General features: G+C 74.3%; 27 protein-coding genes. 15 read left to right on the forward strand and 12 right to left on the reverse strand.

Translation table 11 applies throughout. The annotated features are described in order from the left end of the window. Window positions 1–123: 123 nt before the first annotated feature. Window positions 124–1005, reverse strand: coding sequence for a 3-methyladenine DNA glycosylase (locus tag H9657_RS05005; RefSeq protein WP_191780979.1), 882 nt, complete (start codon window positions 1003–1005; stop codon window positions 124–126). 59 nt (window positions 1006–1064) lie between these two features. Here H9657_RS05005 and H9657_RS05010 point away from each other — a divergent pair, with 59 nt between their 5' ends. From H9657_RS05010 to H9657_RS05025, 4 genes are all read left to right on the forward strand, one after another. Then, window positions 1065–1709 carry a pyridoxine/pyridoxamine 5'-phosphate oxidase gene (locus H9657_RS05010; protein ID WP_191781311.1) on the forward strand — a complete coding sequence of 215 codons (645 nt, stop codon included), beginning with the start codon at window positions 1065–1067 and terminating at the stop codon, window positions 1707–1709. A gap of 235 nt (window positions 1710–1944) precedes the next feature. Further along, a complete protein-coding gene (locus H9657_RS05015) occupies window positions 1945–2727 on the forward strand; it encodes an amino acid ABC transporter substrate-binding protein (protein ID WP_191780981.1) in 783 nt (260 codons plus the stop codon). 25 nt (window positions 2728–2752) lie between these two features. Continuing rightward, window positions 2753–3421: an amino acid ABC transporter permease gene (locus H9657_RS05020; protein ID WP_191780983.1), complete on the forward strand. Its 669-nt coding sequence runs from the start codon at window positions 2753–2755 to the stop codon at window positions 3419–3421. A gap of 13 nt (window positions 3422–3434) precedes the next feature. Further along, entirely contained in the window at window positions 3435–4220 is a 786-nt protein-coding gene (locus tag H9657_RS05025) for an amino acid ABC transporter ATP-binding protein (RefSeq protein WP_318241301.1), read from the forward strand. Between the two features lie 6 nt (window positions 4221–4226). Here the strand turns inward: H9657_RS05025 and H9657_RS05030 are convergent, their stop codons facing one another. Then, window positions 4227–5345, reverse strand: a complete 1119-nt coding sequence (locus H9657_RS05030) for a heparan-alpha-glucosaminide N-acetyltransferase domain-containing protein (RefSeq protein WP_225214669.1) — start codon at window positions 5343–5345, stop codon at window positions 4227–4229. A gap of 103 nt (window positions 5346–5448) precedes the next feature. On the opposite strand from H9657_RS05030, the gene H9657_RS05035 reads away from it, so the two are divergent. The 3 genes from H9657_RS05035 to H9657_RS05045 all read left to right on the forward strand — a co-directional run bounded on the left by H9657_RS05035 (window position 5449) and on the right by H9657_RS05045 (window position 8610). Next, window positions 5449–6267 (forward strand): methyltransferase domain-containing protein, encoded by an 819-nt coding sequence (locus tag H9657_RS05035; protein ID WP_191780986.1) that lies wholly within the window; start codon window positions 5449–5451, stop codon window positions 6265–6267. A gap of 29 nt (window positions 6268–6296) precedes the next feature. Further along, window positions 6297–7085, forward strand: coding sequence for a fumarylacetoacetate hydrolase family protein (locus H9657_RS05040; RefSeq protein WP_191780988.1), 789 nt, complete (start codon window positions 6297–6299; stop codon window positions 7083–7085). A gap of 67 nt (window positions 7086–7152) precedes the next feature. After that, window positions 7153–8610, forward strand: coding sequence for an alanine/glycine:cation symporter family protein (locus H9657_RS05045; RefSeq protein WP_191780990.1), 1458 nt, complete (start codon window positions 7153–7155; stop codon window positions 8608–8610). Window positions 8611–8629: 19 nt separating this feature from the next. Here H9657_RS05045 and H9657_RS05050 read toward each other — a convergent pair whose 3' ends face one another. Further along, window positions 8630–9463, reverse strand: a complete 834-nt coding sequence (locus H9657_RS05050; RefSeq protein WP_318241302.1) for a GTP pyrophosphokinase — start codon at window positions 9461–9463, stop codon at window positions 8630–8632. Window positions 9464–9551: 88 nt separating this feature from the next. Between H9657_RS05050 and gltX the strand changes: the two genes are divergently transcribed. Next, window positions 9552–11063 carry a glutamate--tRNA ligase gene (gene gltX / locus H9657_RS05055; protein ID WP_191780992.1) on the forward strand — a complete coding sequence of 504 codons (1512 nt, stop codon included), beginning with the start codon at window positions 9552–9554 and terminating at the stop codon, window positions 11061–11063. Next, window positions 11060–11785, forward strand: a complete 726-nt coding sequence (locus tag H9657_RS05060) for an HAD family hydrolase (RefSeq protein WP_191780994.1) — start codon at window positions 11060–11062, stop codon at window positions 11783–11785. The genes gltX and H9657_RS05060 overlap by 4 nt, the downstream gene beginning before the upstream one ends. 3 nt (window positions 11786–11788) lie before the next feature. Here H9657_RS05060 and H9657_RS05065 read toward each other — a convergent pair whose 3' ends face one another. The 5 genes from H9657_RS05065 to H9657_RS05085 all read right to left on the reverse strand — a co-directional run bounded on the left by H9657_RS05065 (window position 11789) and on the right by H9657_RS05085 (window position 16431). After that, the gene (locus H9657_RS05065) at window positions 11789–12535 is read right to left on the reverse strand and encodes a class I SAM-dependent methyltransferase (RefSeq protein ID WP_191780997.1); all 747 of its coding nucleotides are present in this window, start codon (window positions 12533–12535) and stop codon (window positions 11789–11791) included. 34 nt (window positions 12536–12569) lie between these two features. After that, entirely contained in the window at window positions 12570–13349 is a 780-nt protein-coding gene (gene hisN, locus H9657_RS05070; RefSeq protein WP_191780999.1) for a histidinol-phosphatase, read from the reverse strand. A gap of 84 nt (window positions 13350–13433) precedes the next feature. Then, window positions 13434–14519: a ribosome small subunit-dependent GTPase A gene (gene rsgA, locus H9657_RS05075; protein ID WP_191781001.1), complete on the reverse strand. Its 1086-nt coding sequence runs from the start codon at window positions 14517–14519 to the stop codon at window positions 13434–13436. Beyond that, window positions 14519–15850, reverse strand: a complete 1332-nt coding sequence (gene aroA / locus H9657_RS05080; RefSeq protein WP_191781003.1) for a 3-phosphoshikimate 1-carboxyvinyltransferase — start codon at window positions 15848–15850, stop codon at window positions 14519–14521. Before aroA ends, rsgA begins: the two co-directional genes overlap by 1 nt. A 35-nt stretch (window positions 15851–15885) precedes the next feature. Beyond that, complete coding sequence (locus H9657_RS05085) at window positions 15886–16431, reverse strand: DoxX family membrane protein (protein WP_191781005.1); 546 nt, start codon at window positions 16429–16431, stop codon at window positions 15886–15888. 114 nt (window positions 16432–16545) lie between these two features. On the opposite strand from H9657_RS05085, the gene H9657_RS05090 reads away from it, so the two are divergent. Further along, entirely contained in the window at window positions 16546–17316 is a 771-nt protein-coding gene (locus tag H9657_RS05090) for a sigma-70 family RNA polymerase sigma factor (protein ID WP_318241303.1), read from the forward strand. After that, on the forward strand, window positions 17313–17612 hold the full coding sequence (rsrA, locus tag H9657_RS05095) for a mycothiol system anti-sigma-R factor (RefSeq protein ID WP_191781009.1): 300 nt from the start codon (window positions 17313–17315) through the stop codon (window positions 17610–17612). The genes H9657_RS05090 and rsrA overlap by 4 nt, the downstream gene beginning before the upstream one ends. A gap of 93 nt (window positions 17613–17705) precedes the next feature. On the opposite strand, the gene H9657_RS19795 is transcribed toward rsrA, so the two are convergent. Further along, window positions 17706–17780, reverse strand: coding sequence for a 50S ribosomal protein bL37 (locus H9657_RS19795; protein ID WP_099052597.1), 75 nt, complete (start codon window positions 17778–17780; stop codon window positions 17706–17708). Window positions 17781–17918: 138 nt separating this feature from the next. On the opposite strand from H9657_RS19795, the gene H9657_RS05100 reads away from it, so the two are divergent. From H9657_RS05100 to H9657_RS05110, 3 genes are all read left to right on the forward strand, one after another. Continuing rightward, on the forward strand, window positions 17919–19007 hold the full coding sequence (locus H9657_RS05100; RefSeq protein ID WP_191781011.1) for a type IV pilus twitching motility protein PilT: 1089 nt from the start codon (window positions 17919–17921) through the stop codon (window positions 19005–19007). Window positions 19008–19138: 131 nt separating this feature from the next. Next, window positions 19139–20053: a DUF4097 family beta strand repeat-containing protein gene (locus H9657_RS05105; RefSeq protein ID WP_191781013.1), complete on the forward strand. Its 915-nt coding sequence runs from the start codon at window positions 19139–19141 to the stop codon at window positions 20051–20053. Next, on the forward strand, window positions 20053–20658 hold the full coding sequence (locus tag H9657_RS05110; protein WP_191781015.1) for a PadR family transcriptional regulator: 606 nt from the start codon (window positions 20053–20055) through the stop codon (window positions 20656–20658). Before H9657_RS05105 ends, H9657_RS05110 begins: the two co-directional genes overlap by 1 nt. Before the next feature lie 46 nt (window positions 20659–20704). Here H9657_RS05110 and H9657_RS05115 read toward each other — a convergent pair whose 3' ends face one another. The 3 genes from H9657_RS05115 to H9657_RS05125 all read right to left on the reverse strand — a co-directional run bounded on the left by H9657_RS05115 (window position 20705) and on the right by H9657_RS05125 (window position 22092). Next, on the reverse strand, window positions 20705–21199 hold the full coding sequence (locus H9657_RS05115; RefSeq protein WP_191781017.1) for a hypothetical protein: 495 nt from the start codon (window positions 21197–21199) through the stop codon (window positions 20705–20707). Next, a complete protein-coding gene (locus H9657_RS05120) occupies window positions 21186–21785 on the reverse strand; it encodes a GDSL-type esterase/lipase family protein (protein WP_191781019.1) in 600 nt (199 codons plus the stop codon). The genes H9657_RS05115 and H9657_RS05120 overlap by 14 nt, the downstream gene beginning before the upstream one ends. Window positions 21786–21930: 145 nt before the next feature. Continuing rightward, window positions 21931–22092: a hypothetical protein gene (locus H9657_RS05125; RefSeq protein ID WP_191781021.1), complete on the reverse strand. Its 162-nt coding sequence runs from the start codon at window positions 22090–22092 to the stop codon at window positions 21931–21933. A 93-nt stretch (window positions 22093–22185) separates the two neighbouring features. Between H9657_RS05125 and H9657_RS05130 the strand changes: the two genes are divergently transcribed. Continuing rightward, on the forward strand, window positions 22186–23193 hold the full coding sequence (locus H9657_RS05130; protein ID WP_191781023.1) for a GlxA family transcriptional regulator: 1008 nt from the start codon (window positions 22186–22188) through the stop codon (window positions 23191–23193). Window positions 23194–23261: the final 68 nt, after the last annotated feature.

The following is a 23261-nucleotide window of genomic DNA, read 5'->3' on the forward strand; positions in this document are numbered from 1 at the left end:
GCGGCAACCAGGCCCGCGGCAACGGCAACGAGCCGCAGTGCGTCGGCGTCGTCTGCGGGTCGCGCCCGCAGTCCTGACGACCGCCCGCAGTCCTGACGACGGGTCGCCGGGGGAGAGCCGGCGTCAGGGCAGGGTCGACAGCAGGCGCTCGCGCAGGGTGTTCGAGCGTGCGGCGTACGCCCGCTGGAGGCGCACGTACTGTGCCTTGCCGTCGACCGTCTCGATCGCGACGGGGTCCAGCCCGTACGGCGTCACGTCGTACGGGCTGGCCCGCATGTCGGTCGTGCGGATCTCGCGCGCCAGCTCGAAGCAGTCGAGCAGCAGGTCACCCGGCACGAGCGGACCGAGCTTGAGGGCCCACTTGTAGAGGTCCATGTTGGCGTGCAGGCAGCCGGGCTGCTCCATCGAGGTCTGCGTCTCCCGCGTCGGCGAGAGCGTGTTGCGGCCCACGGCGTCGGGCGTGAAGAAGCGGAACGCGTCGAAGTGCGTGCAGCGGATGCGGTGCGCCTCGACGACGGCGTCGGTCCCCGCGCCGCCCAGGCGCAGCGGCAGGGGGTGGCGGTGCTCGCCCTCGCGCTCGCGGTAGACCATCGCCCACTCGTGGAGCCCGAAGCACCCCGTGGCGGCCGGGCGGGACGCGGTCGCGGCGAGCAGCCCGGCGACGAACCGCACGGTGTCGCCGCGCGCGGCGAGGAACGCGTCGACGTCCAGCGTCGCCGCCCCCGCGTCGTCCGTCCGGTACCAGCGCCACGATGCGTGCCGAGCGGGACCGTCCTCGCCCGGCGCGAGCGCGACGCCCGCCCCGGGGTGCCACCGGCGCAGCTGTGCGGGCGTCGCCGGGTAGTACTCGAACAGGAAGTCCTCGACCGCGTGCTTCTCGTGCCGCGACCGACGTGCCCGGTGGCCGGCCGTGAGCACGTCGGCGCGCTCGGCGTGCGCCGCGGCGCGGGGGGCCCACGCGGCCGCGTCGAGCACGGTCGGGGCGGCGGGCGGGACGGTCGGCACCCACCCAGCGTAGGTCGCGCGTGGTTGCCTCCGCCCGGCCCGCGCGGCAGGGTGGCGACGTGCGCGAGCTGCTGCGGTCCCTGCCCGCCCTGTCCGGCGACGCCCCGCCGTTCGACCCGGACACCGCCCCCACCGACCCCCTCGAACTGTTCGCCGCGTGGTTCACCGCGGCTGTCGAGCGCGGCGTGCCCGAGCCGCACGCGGCGACGCTCGCGACCGCCGACGCCGACGGCCGCCCGTCGGCGCGCGTGCTCGTCCTCAAGGACGTCGGCCCCGAGGGCTTCGCGTTCGCGACCGACGCCCGCAGCGCGAAGGCGGCCGACCTGGCGGCGAACCCGCAGGCGGCGCTCGGCTTCTGGTGGCAGCCGCTGGTGCGCCAGGTGCGGGTCGCCGGGGCCGCCCGGTACCTCGGCGCGGAGGTCTCCGGGGCCGACTACCTCGCACGGTCGCCCGCGTCGCGCGCGGCGGCGGCGGGTGTCCGGCCGGGTGAGCCGCTGACGTCCGTCGACGACCTGCGGGCGACCATGCGTGACGCGCGTGCCCGCATCGACGCCGACCCGGGCTACGTCCTGCCGACGTGGCAGGCGTGGCTCGTCGTGCCGCAGGTGCTCGAGTTCTGGCAGGGCAGCGTCGACCGCGCCCACGTCCGGCTGGTCTACCGCCGCACGCGCGACGGCTGGGACCGCGCGCTCGTGTGGCCCTGACCGGCGCCGACGCGGTGCTAGGGTCTGCCGCATGACCACGACCTCCCGCGACGCTCTCGTCGTCGCGTGTCGTGGTTGTCGCTGCTGTCGCTGACGCAGCCCCCGTCGGACGTCTCCCGTCCGGCCGGCGACCCCCGTCGCCCCCGGTGGCACGAGCCACCCTCCCGTGGTGCTCTCTCCTCATGCCCCTGCGTGCACCGTCACGCTGTGCAGGCCCGTATCGAAAGGTCCTCCCATGTCCCGCACCCCCCGCCTCCTCGCCGCCGCTCTCGTCGTCGCCGTCGGGACGCTGGCCGCGTGCTCGTCCGGCGACCCGGAGCCGAGCGGCGAGGGCACGTCGCAGGCCGGCGTGCTGCGCGTCGGTACCGAGGGCACGTACTCGCCGTTCAGCTTCCACGACGCCGACGGCGAGCTCACGGGCTACGACGTCGAGGTCATCACGGCCGTCGCGGACGAGCTGGGCCTGGAGGTCGAGTTCTCCGAGACCACGTGGGACTCGATCTTCGCGGGGCTCGAGGCGGAGCGGTACGACCTCATCGCCAACCAGGTCACGGTCAACGACGAGCGCGCCGAGAAGTACGACCTCAGCGAGCCGTACACCGTGTCGACGGGCGTCGCGCTGGTCGCCGCCGACGACGACGCCGTGACGTCCCTCGCCGACGTCTCGGGCCTGACTGCCGCGCAGTCCGCGACGTCGAACTGGTCGCAGGTCGCCACCGACGCGGGTGCGAAGGTGGAGTCCGTCGAAGGGCTCACGCAGGCGGTCGCGCTGCTGAAGCAGGGCCGCATCGACGTGACCTTCAACGACGACCTCGCCGTGCTCGACTACCTCAAGCAGTCCGGGGACACCTCGGTGAAGATCGCCTTCGAGACCGGCGACACCGTCGAGCAGGCGTTCGCGCTGCGCAAGGGGTCGGACCTCACGGCGCAGGTCGACGAGGCGCTCGCGGCGCTGCGCGCGGACGGCACGCTCGCCGAGATCTCCCAGAAGTGGTTCGGCCAGGACGTCTCGCAGTGACAGCGGCGGGGCGCGGGGAGGTGGCGTGAGCGCGGACACGTGGGACCTGGTCGCGTCCTCGATCGGACCGCTGCTGTCCGGCGCCGTGCGCGGCACCATCCCGTTGACGCTGATCTCGTTCGTCATCGGGCTGGTGCTCGCGCTCGTCGTCGCCCTCGCCCGGCTGTCGCGCCGGCGCGTCGTGTCGGGTGCGGCGCGCGTGTACATCTCACTGATCCGCGGCACGCCGCTGCTCGTGCAGCTCTTCATCATCTTCTACGCGCTGCCGTCGCTGGGGCTGGTCATCGACCCGTTCCCGTCGGCGGTCGTCGCGTTCTCGCTGAACGTCGGCGGGTACGCGGCCGAGACGATCCGTGCCGCGATCCTGTCGGTGCCCAAGGGGCAGTGGGAGGCGGCCGCGACCATCGGGCTGAACCACACGCTGACGCTGCGGCGGGTGGTGCTCCCGCAGGCCGTGCGCGTCGCCGTGCCGCCGCTGTCCAACACGTTCATCTCGCTGGTCAAGGACACGTCGCTGGCGTCGACGATCATGGTCACCGAGCTGCTGCGCAAGGCGCAGGAGATCGCGGCGCCGACGTACGAGTTCATGACGCTGTACTCGCTGGCCGCGGTCATCTACTGGCTCATCTGCCTGGTGCTGTCGACGCTCCAGTCGCGGCTCGAGCGCCGGCTCGACCGGTTCGTGGCGCACTGACGTGGGAGACGTGATGACGACGAGCGACGCGACCACCCCGACGGACACCCGTCCCCTGGTGGAGGTCCACGGCCTGCACAAGTCCTTCGGTGGCCTGCACGTGCTGCGCGGCATCGACCTGGGCGTCGACCGCGGCAGCGTCACGGTGCTGATCGGCCCGTCCGGGTCCGGCAAGACGACGCTGCTGCGCTGCCTCAACTCGCTCGAGGTCCCCGAGGCGGGCACCGTGCGCGTCGACGACGTCGCGATCGACTTCACGCGTCGGCCGGCGGCGGGCGACCTGCGGCGCCTGCGTGCGACGTCGGGCATGGTCTTCCAGTCCCACCAGCTGTTCCCGCACCGCACCGCGCTGCAGAACGTCACCGAGGGCCCGCTGTACGCGCAGCGTCGCCCCGCCGCCGAGGTGAGGGCCGAGGCGACCGCGCTGCTGGCCAAGGTGGGCCTGGCCGACAAGGCCGACGCGTACCCGCACGAGCTGTCGGGCGGCCAGCAGCAGCGCGTGGGCATCGCCCGCGCGCTCGCGCTGCGGCCCCGGCTGCTGCTGTTCGACGAGCCCACGTCGGCTCTCGACCCCGAGACGGTGGGGGAGGTGCTCGCGGTCATGCGGGACCTGGCCGCCGAGGGCTGGACGATGGTCGTCGTGACGCACGAGATCCGGTTCGCGCGGCAGGTGGCCGACCACGTCGTGTTCATGGACGGCGGCGTCGTCGTCGAGGAGGGGCGCCCCGACGACGTGCTGGGCGACCCGCGGCACGAGCGCACGCGCCGCTTCCTGCAGCGGATCCTCGACCCGCTGTGAGCGTGCTCAGGCCGGGCGCTCGACCTCGCTGACAGGCCTCCCGGGCGCGGCGGCAGCCTCGTCGCCCGCCCCGCGCGCCGCCCCGCGGCGGGCGGGGAGCACGTCCGGCGCGACGTCGGCGGCGCGCACCGACACCGTGTGCAGCAGCAGCTCGAGCGGCCCCCGGCCGAGCGTCGCGCGCCACACCCAGCACAGCGCGAGCGTCCCGAGCAGGAACGCGAGCCAGCTAGCCGGGGTCGGCGCCCAGACGACGTCGTCGCCCAGCACGGCGATCACCAGCAGCTGGCCGGTGTAGGCGGTGAGCGCGAGCGCGCCCGTCGCCGACAGCGGTGCGAGCGCCCGCGGCCACCGCGTCCCCACGGCGAGGCAGACGGCCAGCACCAGCAGGCACGTGCCGGTGTTCCCGGCGACCTCGAAGAACGTGGACGAGTGGGGCTCGGCCGTCGTGAGCTCGGTGACCCGCCCCAGCACGAGCCGCGCGGCCCACGCCCCGCCGTGGCCGAGCGCGACGAGCGAGACGCCCCAGGCCGCGAGGGCCGCGTGCGTGCGGGCGGCGCGCAGGTCGCTGCGACCGACCGCGAGCCCGACGAGCACGTACGCGATCCACACGACCGCGGGGTAGTAGTCGCCCACCAGCACGGCGAGCAGGTCGAGGGGACGAGCGTCGGCCACCTCGACGTGGGGCGCGACCAGCTGGCGCACCACGGGCCCGAGCAGCGCGACGACGACGGCCGCGACGACCAGTGCCCAGCGGGGCCACCGCAGGACGGCGACCCCCGCGGCGAAGAGGGCCGCGTAGACCACGAGGATCACCACGACGGGCGTCTCCAGGAGCACGAGCAGCGTGCCCATGACCACGAGCAGCACGGCCCGCACGAGGATCCGCAGCCGCGCCTGGACCAGGCGCGTGCCGTCCACGGGGTCGTCGCCGCCGGACAGCAGCGCGAGCCCCACGCCGGCCAGCAGCACGAAGAGCGCCGAGGGCCGACCGTCCGCGAGCTGCGACCAGCCGCCGGGCGGGAACGCGCGGTCGGGGTCGTCGAGCCCGACGTGCGCGGTCACCATGCCGAGCACGGCCAGACCACGGGCGGTGTCCACCCCGACGATGCGTCGCACCCTGGGCATGCTAGACGTCCCCCGGGCCTGCGGCGCGGTGCTGCTTCTCGACATGTGAACTCAGCCGTCCCGGGTGTTGGTCAGACGGGGAACCGCGTGCCTACAGTGCGTGGTGACCACGCGGACCCACGACGTCTACACGCACGGCCACCACGAGAGCGTGCTGCGCTCGCACCGGTGGCGCACGGCGGAGAACTCCGCCGGCTACCTGCTGCCCGCGCTCGAGCCCGGGCAGCGGCTGCTCGACGTCGGGTGCGGTCCCGGCACGGTGACGGTGGACCTCGCGTCCCGCGTCGCGCCGGGCGAGGTCGTCGGCGTGGACCGCTCCGCCGCCGTGCTCGCGGTGGCCACGGAGCACGCCGCGGAGAAGGGCGCGGACAACGTGCGCTTCGAGGTCGGTGACGCGTACGCGCTGGAGTTCGAGGACGACACGTTCGACGTGGTGCACGCCCACCAGGTGCTGCAGCACCTCACCGACCCCGTCGCGGCGCTCCGCGAGATGCGCCGGGTCACGCGACCGGGTGGCGTCGTGGCCGTGCGGGACGCCGACTACGCGGGCATGACGTGGTACCCGCCGCACCCCGGGCTCGACGAGTGGCAGGAGCTGTACCACGAGGTGACGCAGGCCAACGGGGCCGAGGCGGACGCCGGACGCCGTCTGCTGTCGTGGGTCCGCGAGGCCGGCTTCGACCCCGCCGGCGTCGCGCCGGGCGCGGGCGTGTGGTGCTACGCGACCCCCGAGGACCGCACGTGGTGGGCAGGCCTGTGGGCCGACCGGTGCGTGGCCTCGAACTTCGCCGTCCAGGCGATGGAGCACCACCTCGCCGACGAGGTGGCGCTCGAGCTGCTCGCCGACGCGTGGCGCGAGTGGGGCACGTCGCCCGACGGCTGGTTCCTCGTGCCGCACGGCGAGGTGCTCGCGCGCGCCTGACGCGGCCGCGGGGGACCTAGGCTGGACCCGTGCGCATCGCCAGGTTCACCAACGGTTCCGACCCCCGCTACGCGCTCGTCGAGGGCGAGCCCGGTCACGAGGAGCTCGTCGTCATCACGGGCGACCCCATCTACACGCCGGTGCAGCCGACCGGCGAGCGGGTCCGGCTCGACGACGACGGCGTGCGCCTGCTGGCGCCCGTCATCCCGCGCTCCAAGATCGTCGGCGTGGGCCGCAACTACGCCGCGCACGCGGCCGAGCACGGCAACGACGTCCCGACGTCGCCCCTGCTGTTCCTCAAGCCCAACACCTCGGTCATCGGCCCGGACGACCCGATCGTGCTGCCCGACTGGACCGAGCACGTCGAGCACGAGGCCGAGCTGGCCGTCGTCATCGGCAAGGTCACCAAGGACGTCAGCCCCGAGCGTGCGCTGCACCACGTCTTCGGCTATACCGTCGCCAACGACGTCACGGCGCGCGACATCCAGCGCTCCGACGCCCAGTGGACGCGCGCCAAGGGCTTCGACACGTCGTGCCCCATCGGCCCGTGGATCGTGCCGGGCCTCGACGTCGACGACCTGCCGGTCACGGCCCGGGTCAACGGTGAGCCGCGTCAGGACGGGCGCACGTCGCAGATGGTCTTCGACGTCGCGTACCTCGTGTCGTACGTGTCCGAGGTGTTCACGCTGCTGCCCGGCGACGTGATCCTCACCGGGACACCGGCGGGCGTGGGGCGCATCGAGCACCGCGACGTCGTCGAGGTCGAGGTCGGGGAGATCGGGGTCCTGCGCAACCCTGTGGTGCGCCGGACCCCGTAGCCGTCGCCGCAGGCGGCCCGCGCCCCTACGCTCGGCCTCACAGGACCGGCGGACCGGGGGGCACGGCATGGACCTGCAGGTGGGGATCGACTGGCTCACGAACGCGCTGTACTCGTACTGGCTGGTCTACGTGCTCGTCGGCGTGGGCCTGTGGTTCACGGTCCGCACGGGTGCCGCGCAGGTGCGGCTGTTCCCGACGATGGTCCGCCAGCTGTTCTCGTCCCGGGCGGACGCGGCCGGCGGCATCTCGTCGTTCCAGGCGTTCGCCGTGGGCCTCGCCTCGCGCGTGGGCACGGGCAACATCGCGGGCGTCGCGGTCGCGCTGACGCTCGGCGGGCCGGGCGCGGTCTTCTGGATGTGGGTCGTGGCCGCGGTCGGCATGTCCACCGCGCTCATCGAGGCGACGCTCGCCCAGGTGTTCAAGGTGCGCCAGGAGGACGGCTCGTACCGCGGGGGTCCGGCCTACTACATCCAGCGCGGGCTGGGCTCCTACCGGTGGGGCGCGGTGTTCGCCGTGCTGCTCGTGATCACCTTCGGGTTCGCCTTCAACATGGTGCAGGCGAACACCATCGCCGACACGCTGTCCTCCAGCCACGAGGTCCCCGTCGCGTGGACCGCGGTGGGCCTCGTGGTCGTGGCCGCACCCGTGCTGTTCGGCGGCGTGCGCCGCGTCGCGCGGGTCGCCGAGGTCGTCGTGCCGCTCATGGCCGGCGCGTACCTGCTGCTCGCGATCGTCATCGTGGCGCTCAACATCTCGGCGCTCCCGGACGTCGTCGGGCAGATCCTGCGGGGTGCGTTCGGGCTCGACAGCGCGCTGGCCGGCACGGCCGGCGGCGTCCTGGCGGCGGTGCTCAACGGCACCAAGCGTGGCCTGTTCTCCAACGAGGCCGGCATGGGCTCGGCGCCGAACACCGCAGCGACCGCCACGGTGTCGCACCCCGTGAAGCAGGGCCTGGTGCAGTCGTTCGGGGTGTTCGTCGACACCATGCTCGTGTGCTCGGCGACGGCGTTCATCGTCCTGTCCGCCGGGCCCGAGGTGTACGTGCCGGGGGAGACCGGCCCGAACGCCGGTGCGGCGCTGACGGCGGCGGCGATCGAGCACGAGCTGGGGTCGTGGACGTCCCTGCCGATGACGGTGCTGGTGTTCTCGTTCGCGTTCAGCTCGGTGCTCGGCAACTACTCCTACGCGGAGACCAACCTGACCTACCTCGGCATCCGGGGACGGGCCCTGACGGCGCTGCGCACCCTGGTCCTGGCTGCGGTCGGCAGCGGATCGCTGCTCGCGCTGACGACCGTGTGGGCCGTCGCCGACATCGCCATGGCGCTGATGGCCACCGTCAACCTCGTCGCGATCCTGCTGCTGTCCCGCTGGGCGCTGGGCGCGCTGGCCGACTACCGGGCGGCGAGCCGCGCGGGACGCGACGACCGGTTCGTCGGGCACGGCAACCCGCTGCTGCCGGGCGACGTGCCGGGTGACGTGTGGGAGGCGGGCGTGCACGACGGCGACGCCGTCACCGCCCGGTGACGGCGGCCGCGGCGACGGGTCAGGCCGGCGGCGTCGCGGCTTCACGAGGTGCGCCCGGGGTGCCGTCCCCGCCCAGGTCGCGCACCTCGTCGCGCAGCCGCCCCATGCGTGCGTCGAGCTCGGCCGCGGTGCGCGCGGCGTCCAGCAGCTCGGTCTGCAGGTGCGCGGGCACGTCACCGCGGTACTTGTAGAACAGCTTGTGCTCGACGCTCGCCCAGAAGTCCATCGCGATGGTGCGGATCTGCACCTCGACGAACACGTGCTCGGTCCGGTCGGACAGGAACACCGGGATGCGCACGATGAGGTGCAGCGAGCGGTACCCGTTGGCCTTGGGGGCGGCGATGTAGTCCTTGCGCTGCACGACCTCGACGTCCGGCTGCTGCGACAGCATCTCGGCGACCCAGTACGCGTCCGACTCGAAGCTGCACGTGATGCGGATGCCCGCGATGTCGCGGATGCGCTCGCGGATCGTCGGCAGGTCGGTGGCGCAGCCGTACCGCACGGCCTTGTCGATGATGGAGTCCATCGACTTCAGGCGGGACGTGACGTGCTCGATGGGGTTGTGGTCGTGCGTCTGGCGGAACTCCGAGCGCAGGATGCGGATCTTCGTCAGCATCTCCTCGATGCCGAACTCGTAGCCCATCCGGAAGCGGGCCATCTCCCGCTGCGCGTCGCGCACGTGCCCCGCGACCTCGGCAGGGTCCATGTCGGCCGTGACCAGCTCGGCGGCCCGTCGTCGCACGACGTCGGCCACGGCCCGGGCCGTGCCGGCCGACGTGTCGCCACCCGGGGCCACCTCCGCCGCGGGACGAGGGGACGGATCCGTCAGGGGCCCTGCGGCGGTGCCGTGCATGACCCCTCCAACGACCGTCGGCACCTCGGGGTTCCGGCCGCTCGGTAGGCTGGAGGGGATCCCGCTCCCACCACCTCCGAGGTGTTCCGTGTCCGCCAGCAGTCCCGTGCGCGTCCGTTTCTGCCCGTCCCCGACGGGCACGCCCCACGTCGGCCTCATCCGTACCGCGCTGTTCAACTGGGCGTACGCACGTCACGTGGGCGGCACGTTCGTGTTCCGCATCGAGGACACCGACCCGGCGCGCGACTCGCAGGAGTCGTACCTGCAGCTGCTCGACGCGCTGCGCTGGCTGGGCATGGACTGGGACGAGGGCGTCGAGGTCGGCGGCCCGCACGAGCCGTACCGGCAGTCGCAGCGCTACGACCTGTACCGCGACGTCGTCGCGCGCCTGGTCGAGGGCGGCTACGCCTACGAGTCGTTCTCGACGCCCGAGGAGGTCGAGGCGCGGCACCGCGCGGCCGGGCGCGACCCCAAGCTCGGGTACGACGGCTACGACCGGGACCTGACCGACGAGCAGAAGGCCGCCTACCGGGCGGAGGGGCGTGAGCCGGTCATCCGCGTGCGGATGCCCGACGAGGACGTCTCGTTCGTCGACGTGGTCCGGGGCGAGATCACCTTCAAGGGCGGGTCGGTGCCCGACTACGTCATCGTCCGCGGCAACGGGCACCCGCTCTACACGCTCGTCAACCCGGTCGACGACGCGCTCATGGGCATCACGCACGTGCTGCGCGGCGAGGACCTGCTGTCCTCGACGCCGCGTCAGGTCGTGCTCTACCGGGCGCTGCTCGACCTGGGCGTCGCCACCGTCATGCCGCAGTTCGGCCACCTGCCGTACGTCATGGGCGAGGGCAACAAGAAGCTCTCCAAGCGCGACCCCGAGTCCAACCTGTTCCTGCACCGGGACCGCGGGTTCACCCCCGAGGGGCTGCTCAACTACCTCGCGCTGCTGGGCTGGTCCATCGCGCCCGACCGCGACGTGTTCACGATGGCCGAGATGATCGAGGCGTTCGACGTCGCCGACGTCAACCCGAACCCCGCGCGCTTCGACCTCAAGAAGGCCGAGGCGATCAACGGCGCGCACGTGCGCATGCTCGCCCCCGAGGACTTCCGCGACCGCCTCGTGCCCTACCTGCACGCCGCGGGCCTGGTCCCCGCGGACGCGTACGCGGACCTGTCGCCGGAGCACCGCGCGCTGCTCGACGCGGGCGCCCCGCTGGTCCAGGAGCGCATGACGTTGCTGGGCGAGGCCGTCGGCATGCTCGGCTTCCTCTTCGTCGCGGACGACGCGCTCGAGGTCGCCGAGGACGCCCGCGGCGCGCTGCGCGCCGAGTCGGCCGACGTGCTCGACCGTGCCGCGCAGGTGCTGGGCGAGATCCCGGCCGACGGCTTCACGACCGACGCGACGCAGACCGCGCTCGGCGCCGCCCTCGTGTCGCCGGCGGAGGAGGGCGGCCTGGGCATCAAGCCCCGGTTCGCGTACACGCCGCTGCGCGTCGCGCTGACGGGCCGCCGCGTGTCGCCGCCCCTGTTCGAGTCCATGGAGATCCTCGGCAAGGACGCGACCCTGGCACGGATCGCCGCGCTGCGCGCGACCCTGTGACGGCGGTCGACGGCGTCCTGTTCGACATCGACGACACGCTCGTCGAGACGCGTGCGGCCTTCCGCGTCGCGCTCGCGGCGGTGCTCGACCGGTACGCGCCGGGCGCCGACGTCGACGGGGCGCTCGCGCTGTGGCGCGCCGACCCCGGCGGGCACTACCGCGCGTACACGCGCGGCGAGCTGACGTTCCGTGAGCAGCGCATGACGCGCGCGAACGAGCTGCACGCGACCGTCGGCGGCCCGGTGCTCGACGACGACGCGTACGACGCGTGGGACGCGCTGTTCGACGACGCGTTCGCCGCCGGGTGGACCGCGCACGACGACGCCGACCCCGTGCTCGTGCGGCTGCTCGACGCGGGGGTCCGCATCGGGGCGCTGACGAACGCACGCCACGCGTACCAGAGCACCAAGCTGGCACGCGCCGGGCTGGGGGAGCGCCTCGAGGTGCTCGTCGGCGTCGACACCCTCGGCTTCGGCAAGCCGGACCCGCGGGTGTTCCTCGAGGCCTGCCGGCGGCTGGGCACCGCGCCGGCCCGCACGGCCTACGTGGGTGACGAGCTCGACGTCGACGCCGTGGCCGCACGGGACGCGGGACTGGTCGGCGTGTGGCTGGACCGGCCGGGTCCGCGCCGCGTCCCGGTGACGGCGGCGGACGTCGCCGCCGCGGGGGTCACCGTGATCCGCTCGCTCGACGAGCTGCCCGCGGTGCTGGACCTGCCCTGAGCGTCAGCGGCGACGGGCCGTGTACACGCGCGTGACGTAGGGGACCGGGACCCGGTCGAGCCCGGCGAGGTCCGGGTGCGTCGTGACGAGCGTCCGCACCCGCTCGAGCAGCGCCGCGCGCTCGTCCGGCGGCAGCACGAGCGCGTAGGAGCGTGTGCCCGCCAGGCGCACGAGCTCGTCAGGCGTCAGGACGTGCTCCCACCGCACGTCGGTGCGCAGGACGTCGGTGAACGCGTCGCCTGGCGTCGGGTGCGCGCCGTGCGCGGGCGGTGGGCCGCCGGCGGCCTCGTCCAGCAGCGCGCCGTACGCGGCGACCCACGGCACGTCGTCGTCGCGGTCGTTCCACACCAGGCCGAGCAGCCCGCCGGGGCGCAGCACGCGCGCGACCTCGGCCGAGGCCGCGCGCTCGTCGAACCAGTGCCACGCCTGCGCGACCGTCACGACGTCGACCGACGCGTCGGGCAGCGGGATCGCCTCGGCCGTCCCGGCGTGCACCTCGGCGTCGGGTAGCGCGGCGACGAGCTGTGCGCGCATGCCGTCGGCGGGCTCGACGGCGACCACGCGCACGCCACGTGCCACGAGCGACTCCGTGAGCTTGCCCGTGCCCGCGGCGAGGTCGAGCACGTCGTGCGCGCCGCCGGGCAGCAGGAGGTCGATCGCGGCGTCGGGGTAGCCGGGCCGCACCGCCGCGTACTCGTCCGCGCCGTGCGTGAACGACGCGGCCTGCTCGGCGTGGTCGTAGCGGTCCATGGGCACCTCCGGGACGGACGGACGGGCGGATCGGTCAGACGGACAGCGCGGCCAGGACCTCGTCGTGCAGCAGGCCGTTGGTGACCACGGCGCTGCCGCCGTGCGGGCCGTCGACGCCCTTGAGCGACGTGAACCGGCCGCCGGCCTCCGTGACGACGGGGACGAGCGCTGCCATGTCGTACAGCTCGAGCTCGGGCTCGGCGGCCACGTCGACGGCGCCCTCCGCGACGAGCACGTACGACCAGAAGTCACCGTAGGCCCGTGTGCGCCACACGCGACGGCTCAGGTCGAGGAACGGGTCGAGACGCCCGTGCTCCTCCCACTCGGCCAGGTCGGAGTACGACAGCGACGCGTCCTCGAGCCGCTCGACACCCGACACGCGCAGCCGCGTCGCGGCCGCGAGGGACTTGCCGGTGAACGCGCCCGTGCCCTTGGCGGCCCACCAGCGCCGGCCGAGAGCCGGTGCGCTGACCACGCCGAGCACGACCTCGTCGCCGTCCATCAGCGCGAGCAGCGTCGCCCACACGGGGACGCCGCGGACGAAGTTCTTGGTGCCGTCGATGGGGTCGACGACCCAGCGGCGCGGGCCGTGCCCGGTGTCCGAGCGCTCCTCGCCGTGCACCGCGTCCCGCGGTCGCGCGCGGCCCAGCTGGGAGCGCACCAGGTCCTCGGCCGCACGGTCCGCGTCGGTCACGGGCGTGAGGTCGGGCTTGGTCTCGACCTGCAGGTCCTGCGCCTTGAAGCGCGACATCGTCAGCGAGTCGACCGTGTCGGCGACGACGTGCGCCAGCCGGAGGTCGTCGTCGTAGGCCATGGGGCTCCTCAGTGCTGGTGCGGTACCCGTCCGCCGTCGTCGACGGGCGGTCCGCGGCGTCAACCTACCGAAGCGGGGCGCGGATCACCGGCCGCGCGCGCCGTCCCCGTCGCTCTCGTCCTCGACGCCGAGGCGGCTGACCAGCAGACGGCGGAACGAGTCGAGGCGTGCGGCGCGTGCCGCGCGGACGACGTCGTCCGGTGCGTCGGCCACCCACTCGTCGAGCAGGCAGTCGGGGGAGTCGGCCAGGTGCGTGCACCCGCGGGGGCACTCGCGCGCCACGTCGTCGAGGTCGGGGAACGCCCCGAGCAGGTGGCTCGGGTCGACGTGCGCGAGCCCGAACGACCGCACACCGGGGGTGTCGATGACCCACGTCGGGGCGTCCGTGCCGTGCACCTCGAGCGCGATGGCCGAGGACGACGTGTGACGCCCGCGGCCCGTCACGTCGTTGACCACGCCCACGGCGCGCCGGGCGTCGGGCACCAGTGCGTTGACCAGCGTGGACTTGCCGACGCCCGAGTGGCCGACCAGCACGGACACGTCGCCCGTCAGCACGTCGCGCAGCCTGTCGAGCCCGACGATCGTGCGCTCACCCGTCACGGGGTCGACGCCGCGGCTCGTCACGACGACGTCGACGCCGATCGGTGCGTACATCGCGATCAGCTCGGCGGGGTCCGCCAGGTCGCCCTTGGTGAGGGCCAGCAGGACCTCCATGCCCGCGTCGTACGCCGCTGCCACGCACCGGTCGATCATCCGCGTGCGCGGCTCGGGGTCGGCCAGCGCGGTGACGACGACGAGCCGGTCGGCGTTGGCGACGATGATGCGCTCGACCGGGTCGGTGTCGTCGGCCGTGCGGCGCAGCACGGTGCGGCGCTCACCGATCCGCACGATGCGCGCGAGCGAGCCCTCCGCCCCGGTGGTGTCACCCACGACGTCGACGCGGTCGCCGGGGACCACGCGGTCCCGGCCGAGCTCGCGCGCCTTCATGGCGAGGATCCGGGTCTCGTCCGGCCCGCCGGGGTCGAGGAGCACCGTGTAGCGGCCCCGGTCGACCGCGACGACCATCGCCGTGCGCGCGTCGGCGTGCTCGGGGCGTCGCTTGGTGCGGGGGCGCGAACCCCGACCGGGACGGATCCGCACGTCCCGCTCGTCGTAGCGCCGCTCGGGCATCAGGCGGTCGGTCCCGCGGTCAGGCCGTCACGCACCACGTGGCCGGCGGACGCCGCGAGCATGCCGGCCCACAGGTCGACGAAGCCGGGCAGGGTCTTGGCGGTCGTGGCGACGTCCTCGACCTCGACGCCGGGCACGCGCAGACCCACGAGGGCGCCGGCGGTCGCCATGCGGTGGTCGGCGTACGTCCGCCACACGCCGCCGTGCAGCGGGCGCGGCGTGATGACCAGGCCGTCGGACGTCTGCTCGGCCTGCCCGCCGACGCGGGTGATCTCCGCCGCGAGCGCGGCCAGCCGGTCGGTCTCGTGGCCGCGCAGGTGCGCGATGCCGCGCAGCCGCGTGGGGGAGTCCGCGTGCGTCGCGAGCGCGGCGATCGTCGGCGCGAGCTCACCGGCGGCCCGCAGGTCGAGGTCGACACCGCGCACCTCGCCGGTGCCGGTGACCGTGAGCACCTCGCCGTCGAGCGCGACGGACGCCCCCATGCGGGTCAGGATGTCCGGCAGCAGCCCGCCGGGCTGCGTCGTGCGGGCCGGCCACCCGGGGACGCTCACGGAGCCGCCGGCGACCATCGCGGCGCACAGGAACGGCGCGGCGTTCGACAGGTCCGGCTCGACGTGCACGTCGCGACCCGCGACCGGGCCGGGCTCGACGCGCCAGATCTCGGGACGCGAGTCGTCGACCACCACGCCCGCAGCGCGCAGCACGGCGACGGTCATCTCGATGTGCGGCAGGCTGGGCAGCGTCGGGCCGGTGTGCCGGACGGTCAGCCCGCGCTCGAACCGGGCACCCGCGAGCAGCAGGCCGCTGACGAACTGGCTCGAGCCCGACGCGTCGATGTCGACGTGGCCGCCGCCCACCGTCCCGCGGCCGTGGACCGTGAACGGCAGGTGGCCGGGCTCGCCCTCGTCGTCCACCCGGACGTCGAGCGCGCGCAGCGCGTGCAGCAGGGGACCCATGGGCCGCACGAGCGCCTCGACGTCGCCCTTGAAGTGCACCGGACCGTCGGCGAGCGCCGCGATCGCGGGAAGGAACCGCATGACGGTCCCGGCAAGTCCGCAGTCGATCGTGACGTGCCCGCGCAGCGGTGCGGGCGTGACGCGCACGGCGTCGCCGCCGAGGTCCACCTGCACGCCCAGCGTCTCGAGCGCCGCCGCCATGAGCCGCGTGTCGCGCGAGACCAGCAGCGAGCGCAGCGTGCTGGGGCCCCCGGCGACGGCGGCCAGGGCGAGGTAGCGGTTGCTCAGCGACTTCGAGCCGGGCACCGCGACCGTGGCGTCCAGGGGCGCGTCGGCGACGGGTGCGGACCACAGGTCGGAGTGCGGGCTCGTCATGCGGCCAGGCTAGCGGCGTCGGTGCACGGCGGGCGTCAGCCGTCCACGTGCTTGGCGGCCTCGGTGGCGCGCGCGGCCTTGAGCGCCGCGCGGTCGGCCCGCGCGTGCTGCACACGCCAGGACACGCCCGGGCGGCCCTCGAGGTCGACCCCCGCGAGCACCGCGCCGCCCGTGAAGGACAGCGCCCGCACGAAGCGCTCGGAGCGTGCCTTCTTCTCGTCGGGCGTCAGCCCGCGCCCGAGCGGCAGGTTCACGACCACGAGCGGGACCGTGAGCGCGGCGAGCGCCAGGGCGGCCGAGCGTGGTGCGCGTCCCACGGCCAGCATCGCGCCCGCGACGAGCATCGCGGCACCGTGCACCTGGGTCGCGGTCGCGAGCTGCTTGTCGCTCAGGCCGCCCGTGAGGGCCTGGGCGACGGGTCCGGGCGCGGAGGACCGGGCGGACAGCGGCACGCGGGAGCGCACGCCGTCCAGCCCGTCGCGCACGACCTGCGCGTGGGCGCCGGGGTGTCGCAGCGCGTCGAGCCCCTGGCTGACGAACCACGACGCGAACAGGGGACGGGCGAGGCGACGCAGCAGCACGGGTTCCTCCTGAGGGATCCACCGCGGGTCGGCGGTGGTCCCACGCTAGTGTCGTCCGCCGCCCGGCGCGCACTTACGGGAATGCCCGCGCCGGGGGCGGGTGTTGGACGGGTCATGAGCTGTGCTGTCGCGATCCGTCCCCTGCCCGGGCCCGCACCCGCCGTGTCGCCGTGGGGCGTGCCCGGTGCCCGGTCGGGTGACGTGGCTCGCGGAGCACTAGGCTCGTGGGCGATGAGCGAGCTACCCGAGGGCGTCGAGGAGGACCAGGGCACGACGCGTGCCCCGGCCGGCGAGGACGACGCCGCCCGCAGCGACCGGTTCGAGGCGGAGGCGCTGGTCTACCTGGACCAGCTGTACGGCGCTGCGCTGCGGATGACGCGCAACCCCGCCGACGCGGAGGACCTGGTCCAGGAGGCCTTCACGAAGGCGTTCGCGGCGTTCCACCAGTACCGCCCGGGCACCAACCTCAAGGCGTGGCTGTACCGCATCCTCACCAACACGTACATCAACACGTACCGCAAGAAGCAGCGCGAGCCGCAGCAGTCCCGGTCGGAGGAGATCGAGGACTGGCAGCTGGCGCGTGCGGAGTCGCACACGTCACGTGGCCTGCGCTCGGCCGAGGCCGAGGCGCTGGACCACCTGCCGGACTCCGACGTGAAGGACGCCCTGCAGCAGATCCCCGAGGACTTCCGCATCGCGGTCTACCTCGCGGACGTCGAGGGCTTCGCGTACAAGGAGATCGCCGAGATCATGGGCACGCCGATCGGGACGGTGATGTCCCGCCTGCACCGAGGACGCGCCCAGCTGCGCGAGCTGCTCTCCGATTACGCACGCGGCCGCGGGCTGGCCGGTGCCGCCCCGACGGCCCCGGACGGTGCACGATGAGCGCCCCCGAGGACGCCGGGCCCGGGCGGGTGGACGGCACCGCCTGCGGGTGCGACGAGGCTGTCGAGCGACTCTGGGAGTACGTCGACTCCGAGCTGGGCGACCTGGACCAGAAGCGCGTCCAGGCGCACCTCGACGAGTGCGCGCCGTGCCTCGAGGAGGAGCACATCGAGGTGGTCCTCAAGCAGCTCGTGCGGCGCTGCTGCCAGGAGGAGGCGCCCGCGGCGCTGCGCCTGCGGATCCACGAGCAGCTCAGCGTCCTGCGCCTGCGCGCCGTCGCCGAGCCGGAGGCCTGACGCCGCGTCGAGCACCGGCTCGGACACCAGGTGGGACGGCGACGGGCCCGGAGCGATGCTCCGGGCCCGTCGGCACGTCAGGGCGTCGAACGCTCAGGCGTTGGGACGCTTGCCGTGGTTGGCGGCGTTCCCCTTGCGGGAGCGACGCTTGCGGCCACGCTTGCTCATCGCTGGTTCTCCTCGGTTCGCGGCGCGCGCTCACAACCGCACGCGCCGGGGATATCGCTCCATCGTCCCACACCGCGCGGGTCGCGCGCGCCTCCCGCGTCGCTCAAGTGCGGGCACCGGGATCCCGATACCCCTCACGTGAGCCAGCAGCCGCAGTCCGTGATCCCGTTCCTGCACGCCCTGGCCAGCACCGGGGGCTCCGACCTGCACTGCAAGGTCGGGTCCGCCCCGCGCGTGCGGGTCGACGGGCGCCTGCGCAAGCTGCAGGCACCGGAGCTGCGGCCGCTGGACACCGAGCGGATGCTCGAGGAGGTGCTCCCGGACGACCTGGTCGAGAAGTTCCGCGAGACCAAGGAGGCCGACTTCGCGTACTCACTGTCGGGCGTCGGGCGGTTCCGCGTCAACGCCTACCAGGCGCGCGGGACGTACGGCATGGTGTTCCGCCGGGTCGCGGTGGGAGCGCAGTCGCTCGGTGAGCTGGGGCTGCCGGAGGTCGTCGGCGAGCTCGCGCTCGAGCCGCGCGGCCTGGTGCTGGTGACGGGCCCGACGGGGTCGGGCAAGACGACGACGCTCGCGTCGATGGTCGACCTCATCAACTCCTACCGCGAGGTCAACATCGTCACGATCGAGGACCCGATCGAGATCCTGCACTCGGACAAGAAGGCCATCGTGTCCCAGCGCGAGGTGCGCCAGGACACCGCGGACTTCACGGTCGCGCTGCGTGCGGCCATGCGGCAGGACCCCGACGTCATCCTCGTCGGCGAGATGCGCGACGTCGAGACCGTGCGTGCGGCGCTGTCGGCCGCCGAGACCGGTCACCTCGTCCTCTCGACGCTCCACACGATCGACGCCGCCGAGACCATCAACCGCATCGTCGACTTCTTCCCGCCGCACGAGCAGAAGCAGGTCCGCATCGCGCTCGCGCAGTCGCTGCGCGGCATCGTCTCGCAGCGCCTGGTGCGCAAGGCCGACGGCAGCGGGCGCCAGGCGGCGATCGAGGTCATGGTCAACACGGGCCGGACGGCCGAGGCGATCATCGAGCCGCAGGAGAACCCGCCGCTGCTGGACCTGATCAAGGACGGCGACTTCTACAAGATGCAGACGTTCGACCAGCACCTGTACACGCTCGTGCGCGACGCGGTCGTGACCTACGAGGAGGCGCTGGCCGTGGCGTCGAACCCGCACGACCTGACGGTCGAGCTGCGTGGCGCGGGCATCGTGGTCTGACGCGCGCCGCGAGCCCTCGGCGGCCGGTGACCCTGCGGGGCGCCGGCCGTCGTGCTGCCGGGGGTGTTGTGCTCTGCGCACTCGCGATATAGCGTGTCTGGATCACACGACATATCGCGTTGGAGGTCCTCATGTCCACGGAATCCTGGGTCGTCGCCGGCCCGCAGGTCATCGAGGTCGAGGACGTCCGCGCGCTGCGCGTCGGGCTCGTCGGCGGACGTCTCGACGTCGTCGCGCACGACGACCCCGACGCGCGTGGTGCGCGCCTCGAGGTGCACCGCGTCGACGGCCGTCCGCTCGAGGTGACCCTCTCCGACGGCGAGCTGCGCGTCGGGTACAGCTTCACGCTGGGCGGCTGGGAGGGCTTCGTCGAGAAGTTCCGCAACTTCCAGGACAAGGACCGCGCCGACGTGCACCTCGCGGTGCCGCGCAGCGTCCTGGCCAAGGTCGCCACCGTGAGCGCCGACGGGCTGGTCGCGGGTCTGCGCGAGGACGCGTCGGTGTCGACCGTCTCGGGCTCCGTCGTCGTCGACGACGTGCGCGGCAAGCTCTCGGTCAACACCGTCTCGGGTGACATCGTCGTGCGCCGGCACGACGGCGACCTGCGCTTCAACACCGTCTCGGGCGAGATCGCCGCGTCCGGCGACCTGACCCTCGTGCAGGGCAACTCGGTGTCCGGGGCTGTCTCGCTCGACGTCGGCACCGGCACGTCCTCGCTGACGGTCACGACGGTCTCGGGCGACCTGACGGTCCGGCTGCCCGAGGCCGCCGGGCTGCAGGTGCGCGCGCAGTCCGTCTCCGGGCGGCTCGTGGTCGACGGGCGCGAGCACAAGGGCTCCGGCCCGGGTCACCGCACGGTCGACCTCGACGCGGGCGACGGTGGCACGTTCCTCTCGGCGACGACGGTCACGGGCCATGTCACGGTCCTGCGCGCGCCCGGCGTCGCGGACGACGTCGCGGACGCCGTGCCGGGTGACGTGACGGACGCCGTGCCGGGTGACGCGACGGGTGACGCGGCCGACGACGTGACGAGCGGCCACGCCTGATGGTCCAGGTCTTCGCGCACGGCCAGCTGCGGCTGTACCTCCTCGCGCTCCTCGAGGACGGGCCGCGGCACGGCTACGAGCTCATCACCGCGCTGTCGGACCGGTTCGGCGGCACCTACCGGCCCAGCGCCGGCACCGTGTACCCGCGGCTCGCGCGGCTGGAGGAGGAGGGCCTGGTCCGGCGCTCCGACGAGGGCCGCAAGGCGACGTACACGCTGACCGACGCCGGTCGGGCCGTGCTCGACGAGCGGCGTGGCGACCTCGCGCACCTCGAGGCCGAGATCTCGGAGACGGTGCGGGCCCAGGCGTCGCAGGTGCGCGACGACGTGCAGGCCGCCATGCGCGGCCTGCGCGCCGACCTCGCGTCCGCCGCGCAGCGGGCGCGTGACGCGGCGACCCCGGTGTCCGGAGCGCCGGACCCGCAGCGCACGGCGTCCCACCGGCGCCGCGTCGAGGCGGAGGCCGTCGTGCGGCGCTTCGGCGACGAGGTCCGCGCCGACCTGCGCCGCGCGGACGCCGCTGCGGGCGTCGACGAGCTCACGGTCGAGACGCTGCGCACGGTGCTGGACACCGCGCTGCGCACGATGCGCTCGACCCTGCGCTGACGCACGCCCGGGCGCGGTGGGGCCGCGACCGACGCGGGTGCGACGGCTACGCGCGGGAGGGGTGGACGGCGCGCCGGCGGCGGGCGTGACCGGTCCACGCGCGCGCCGCTCCCGCGGACGCGGCACCGACCACGGCCCACACCGCCGCGGCGCCGACGTGCCCCACGACGAGCAGGACCGCGGCACCCAGCACGGCACCCGTCACCGCGAACCCGGCGACGTGGCGGGCCTCGGACGTCTCGTGGCGCAGCAGGTGCGCCGTCGCGATGCCGCCCGGCCAGCCCAGCACGAGCAGCGCGACGAGGTGCAGCGCGTACATCAGGGCGAGGATCGCCGCGGCGGTGCCGGCGTCCACCGCATCGCCGGGCGCCGGGCGCTCGACGACGACGTACCCGACGTAGAGCACCGCGGCGGCCGCCAGCAGGATCAGCGCGGCGCGCCCGCACACCTCGAGGACGGCCCGCGGGCCCACGACGCGCGGGCCGGGGGAGCCGAGCCGGGTGCCCGTCGACGTGACGGGCAGGGGCTCAGGCGCCGTCATCCGGCAGGCCGAGCCACGCCTGCCACCCGGTGTGCAGGACGAGCCAGGCCATGAGGCCGTAGCCGGCCTGGCCGGGCAGCTGGTGCGGGGAGGTCGCCATGTCGGCGAGCCACTGGTCGTGCGTGGCGAGCGGCGAGTACATGTCGACGAACGGCACGCGTCGACGTGCCGCGACGTCGCCCAGCGCGGCCGACAGCTCGGCGAGCCGATCGCCCTCGTGGGGTGCGCCGGGGGGCGGTCCGACGACGAAGGCGGGGATGCGGCGCTGGTCGGCGACGTCCAGCACGTTGGCGAGGTTGAGCCGGCTGCGCGCGAGCGACAGCCCGGCGGTGATGTCGGCGCGGCCCAGGGCCACGACGAGGCGGTTGTCGGCGTGCGGCGACAGCCGGCGGGAGACCTCGGCGTCCCAGCGGGCGCCGAGCTCGGTGCTCGTCTCCCCGGGGACGGCCAGGGTGAGGACCGTCAGCGGGTCCGGGGCGGGCGTGCGGGCGGTCACGCGTCCGACCCACCCGAGGCCCTTGGGGTCGCCCGCGCCGGCCACCAGCTCGTCCCCGACGACCGCGAGGCGCAGCGGCAGCTCACCCACGCAGCATCACTCCTGCCCATGCCCGCAGCGCCGGTCCGTCCGGTGCCTGCTCGGGCGACAGTCTCTCAGGCGTGGGGCGCCTGGTCGTGCCGTTCGGTGCGCGGGTCGGCCCCGAGTCGCCCGGCGTCCGGGCGACCGGACCGGGTCAGCGGGAGAAGACCTGCGTCAGGGGTGTGCGGTGCGCGTCGTCGAGGTGGGAGGGCGGCGGTTCGCGGTCGCCCAGGCCGTCGTCGCGCACGGCACGGGCCAGGCCGCCGAGGAGGGCGGCGACGGACAGGGTCGCGAGGAGGAGCCAGAGGATGTCCATGGCAGAAACGGTGCTCTCATCGATATCGCGCCACGAGTGGCAGATGTGCCGATGAGCGTTGAGATCCTGCCATCCACATGCGACCGTGGAGGCATGCTCCGGACCGTCGCCGTCGTCGCCCTGCCCCACGCCGCGCCGTTCGAGCTCGGCACCGCGTGCGAGGTCTTCGGGATCGATCGTTCCGACACCGGCGGCCCGTCGTTCGACTTCCGCGTCTGCGGCCCCGTCGCGGGCGCCGTCATGCCCACCAAGGGCGGGTTCTCGATCGTCGTCGAGCACGGCCTCGAGGCGACGCTCGACGCCGACCTGGTCGTCGTGCCCGCGTACGGGATGCCCGCGGGGCAGGTGCCCGCCGAGGTGCTGACGGCGCTGCGCGACGCCCACGCGCGCGGGGCGTGGATCCTGTCGATCTGCAGCGGCGCCTTCGCGCTGGGGGAGGCCGGCCTGCTGGACGGACGGCGCTGCACGACGCACTGGATGCACGCCGCCGAGCTCGCCGCGCGGTTCCCGGCGGCGACCGTCGACCCCGACGTGCTCTTCGTCGAGGACGGCCGCGTGATCACCGGCGCCGGGACGGCCGCCGGCATCGACGCGTGTCTGCACCTCGTGCGCCGCGAGCTCGGGGCGGCGGCCGCGAGCAGCGTGGCCCGCCGCATGGTCGTGCCGCCGCAGCGCGACGGCGGCCAGGCGCAGTACGTGGACACGCCGCTGCCGTCCGTCGCCGACACCCTCGCACCGCTGCTGGCCTGGATGCTGGAGCACCTCGACGAGGAGCTGGGTGTCCCGGTGCTCGCCACGCGCGCGCTCATGTCGGAGCGCACCTTCGCGCGCAGGTTCCGCGCGGAGACGGGCGCGACCCCGGCCGCGTGGGTCGCGCGGCAGCGCGTCGGGCGCGCCCAGGAGCTCCTCGAACGCACCGACGTGCCCGTCGACGAGGTGGCCCGGCGCTGCGGCTTCGGCACCGCCGCGCTCCTGCGCCACCACTTCGCGCGGACGCTCGGCACGACGCCGCTGGCCTACCGGCGCCGGTTCACGTGCGCGCCGGCCGACGGGTCCGCCGACGGCCGGGACGACGAGGAGCGCTCCGAGCGCGCCTCCTGACGCGGCTGCCGTCCCGGCGACGCCCGCACGCGGGCGCGCCGGCGGGCAGGACGACGACGGGGCCGGAC

The organism is Cellulomonas avistercoris, from assembly GCF_014836445.1.
Taxonomy (GTDB): Bacteria; Actinomycetota; Actinomycetes; order Actinomycetales; family Cellulomonadaceae; genus Cellulomonas; species Cellulomonas avistercoris.

Bases quoted from the DNA above. Each gene is read 5' to 3' on its own strand.
- H9657_RS05015 (WP_191780981.1), top strand. From the start codon at position 1,945: ATGTCCCGCACCCCCCGCCTCCTCGCCGCCGCTCTCGTCGTCGCCGTC.
- H9657_RS05025 (WP_318241301.1), top strand. From the start codon at position 3,435: ATGACGACGAGCGACGCGACCACCCCGACGGACACCCGTCCCCTGGTG.
- H9657_RS05030 (WP_225214669.1), bottom strand. From the start codon at position 5,345: ATGCCCAGGGTGCGACGCATCGTCGGGGTGGACACCGCCCGTGGTCTG.
- H9657_RS05045 (WP_191780990.1), top strand. From the start codon at position 7,153: ATGGACCTGCAGGTGGGGATCGACTGGCTCACGAACGCGCTGTACTCG.
- H9657_RS05050 (WP_318241302.1), bottom strand. From the start codon at position 9,463: ATGCACGGCACCGCCGCAGGGCCCCTGACGGATCCGTCCCCTCGTCCC.
- H9657_RS05065 (WP_191780997.1), bottom strand. From the start codon at position 12,535: ATGGACCGCTACGACCACGCCGAGCAGGCCGCGTCGTTCACGCACGGC.
- hisN (WP_191780999.1), bottom strand. From the start codon at position 13,349: ATGGCCTACGACGACGACCTCCGGCTGGCGCACGTCGTCGCCGACACG.
- rsgA (WP_191781001.1), bottom strand. From the start codon at position 14,519: ATGCCCGAGCGGCGCTACGACGAGCGGGACGTGCGGATCCGTCCCGGT.
- aroA (WP_191781003.1), bottom strand. From the start codon at position 15,850: ATGACGAGCCCGCACTCCGACCTGTGGTCCGCACCCGTCGCCGACGCG.
- H9657_RS05090 (WP_318241303.1), top strand. From the start codon at position 16,546: ATGAGCTGTGCTGTCGCGATCCGTCCCCTGCCCGGGCCCGCACCCGCC.
- rsrA (WP_191781009.1), top strand. From the start codon at position 17,313: ATGAGCGCCCCCGAGGACGCCGGGCCCGGGCGGGTGGACGGCACCGCC.
- H9657_RS05105 (WP_191781013.1), top strand. From the start codon at position 19,139: ATGTCCACGGAATCCTGGGTCGTCGCCGGCCCGCAGGTCATCGAGGTC.
- H9657_RS05110 (WP_191781015.1), top strand. From the start codon at position 20,053: ATGGTCCAGGTCTTCGCGCACGGCCAGCTGCGGCTGTACCTCCTCGCG.
- H9657_RS05115 (WP_191781017.1), bottom strand. From the start codon at position 21,199: ATGACGGCGCCTGAGCCCCTGCCCGTCACGTCGACGGGCACCCGGCTC.
- H9657_RS05125 (WP_191781021.1), bottom strand. From the start codon at position 22,092: ATGGACATCCTCTGGCTCCTCCTCGCGACCCTGTCCGTCGCCGCCCTC.
- H9657_RS05130 (WP_191781023.1), top strand. From the start codon at position 22,186: ATGCTCCGGACCGTCGCCGTCGTCGCCCTGCCCCACGCCGCGCCGTTC.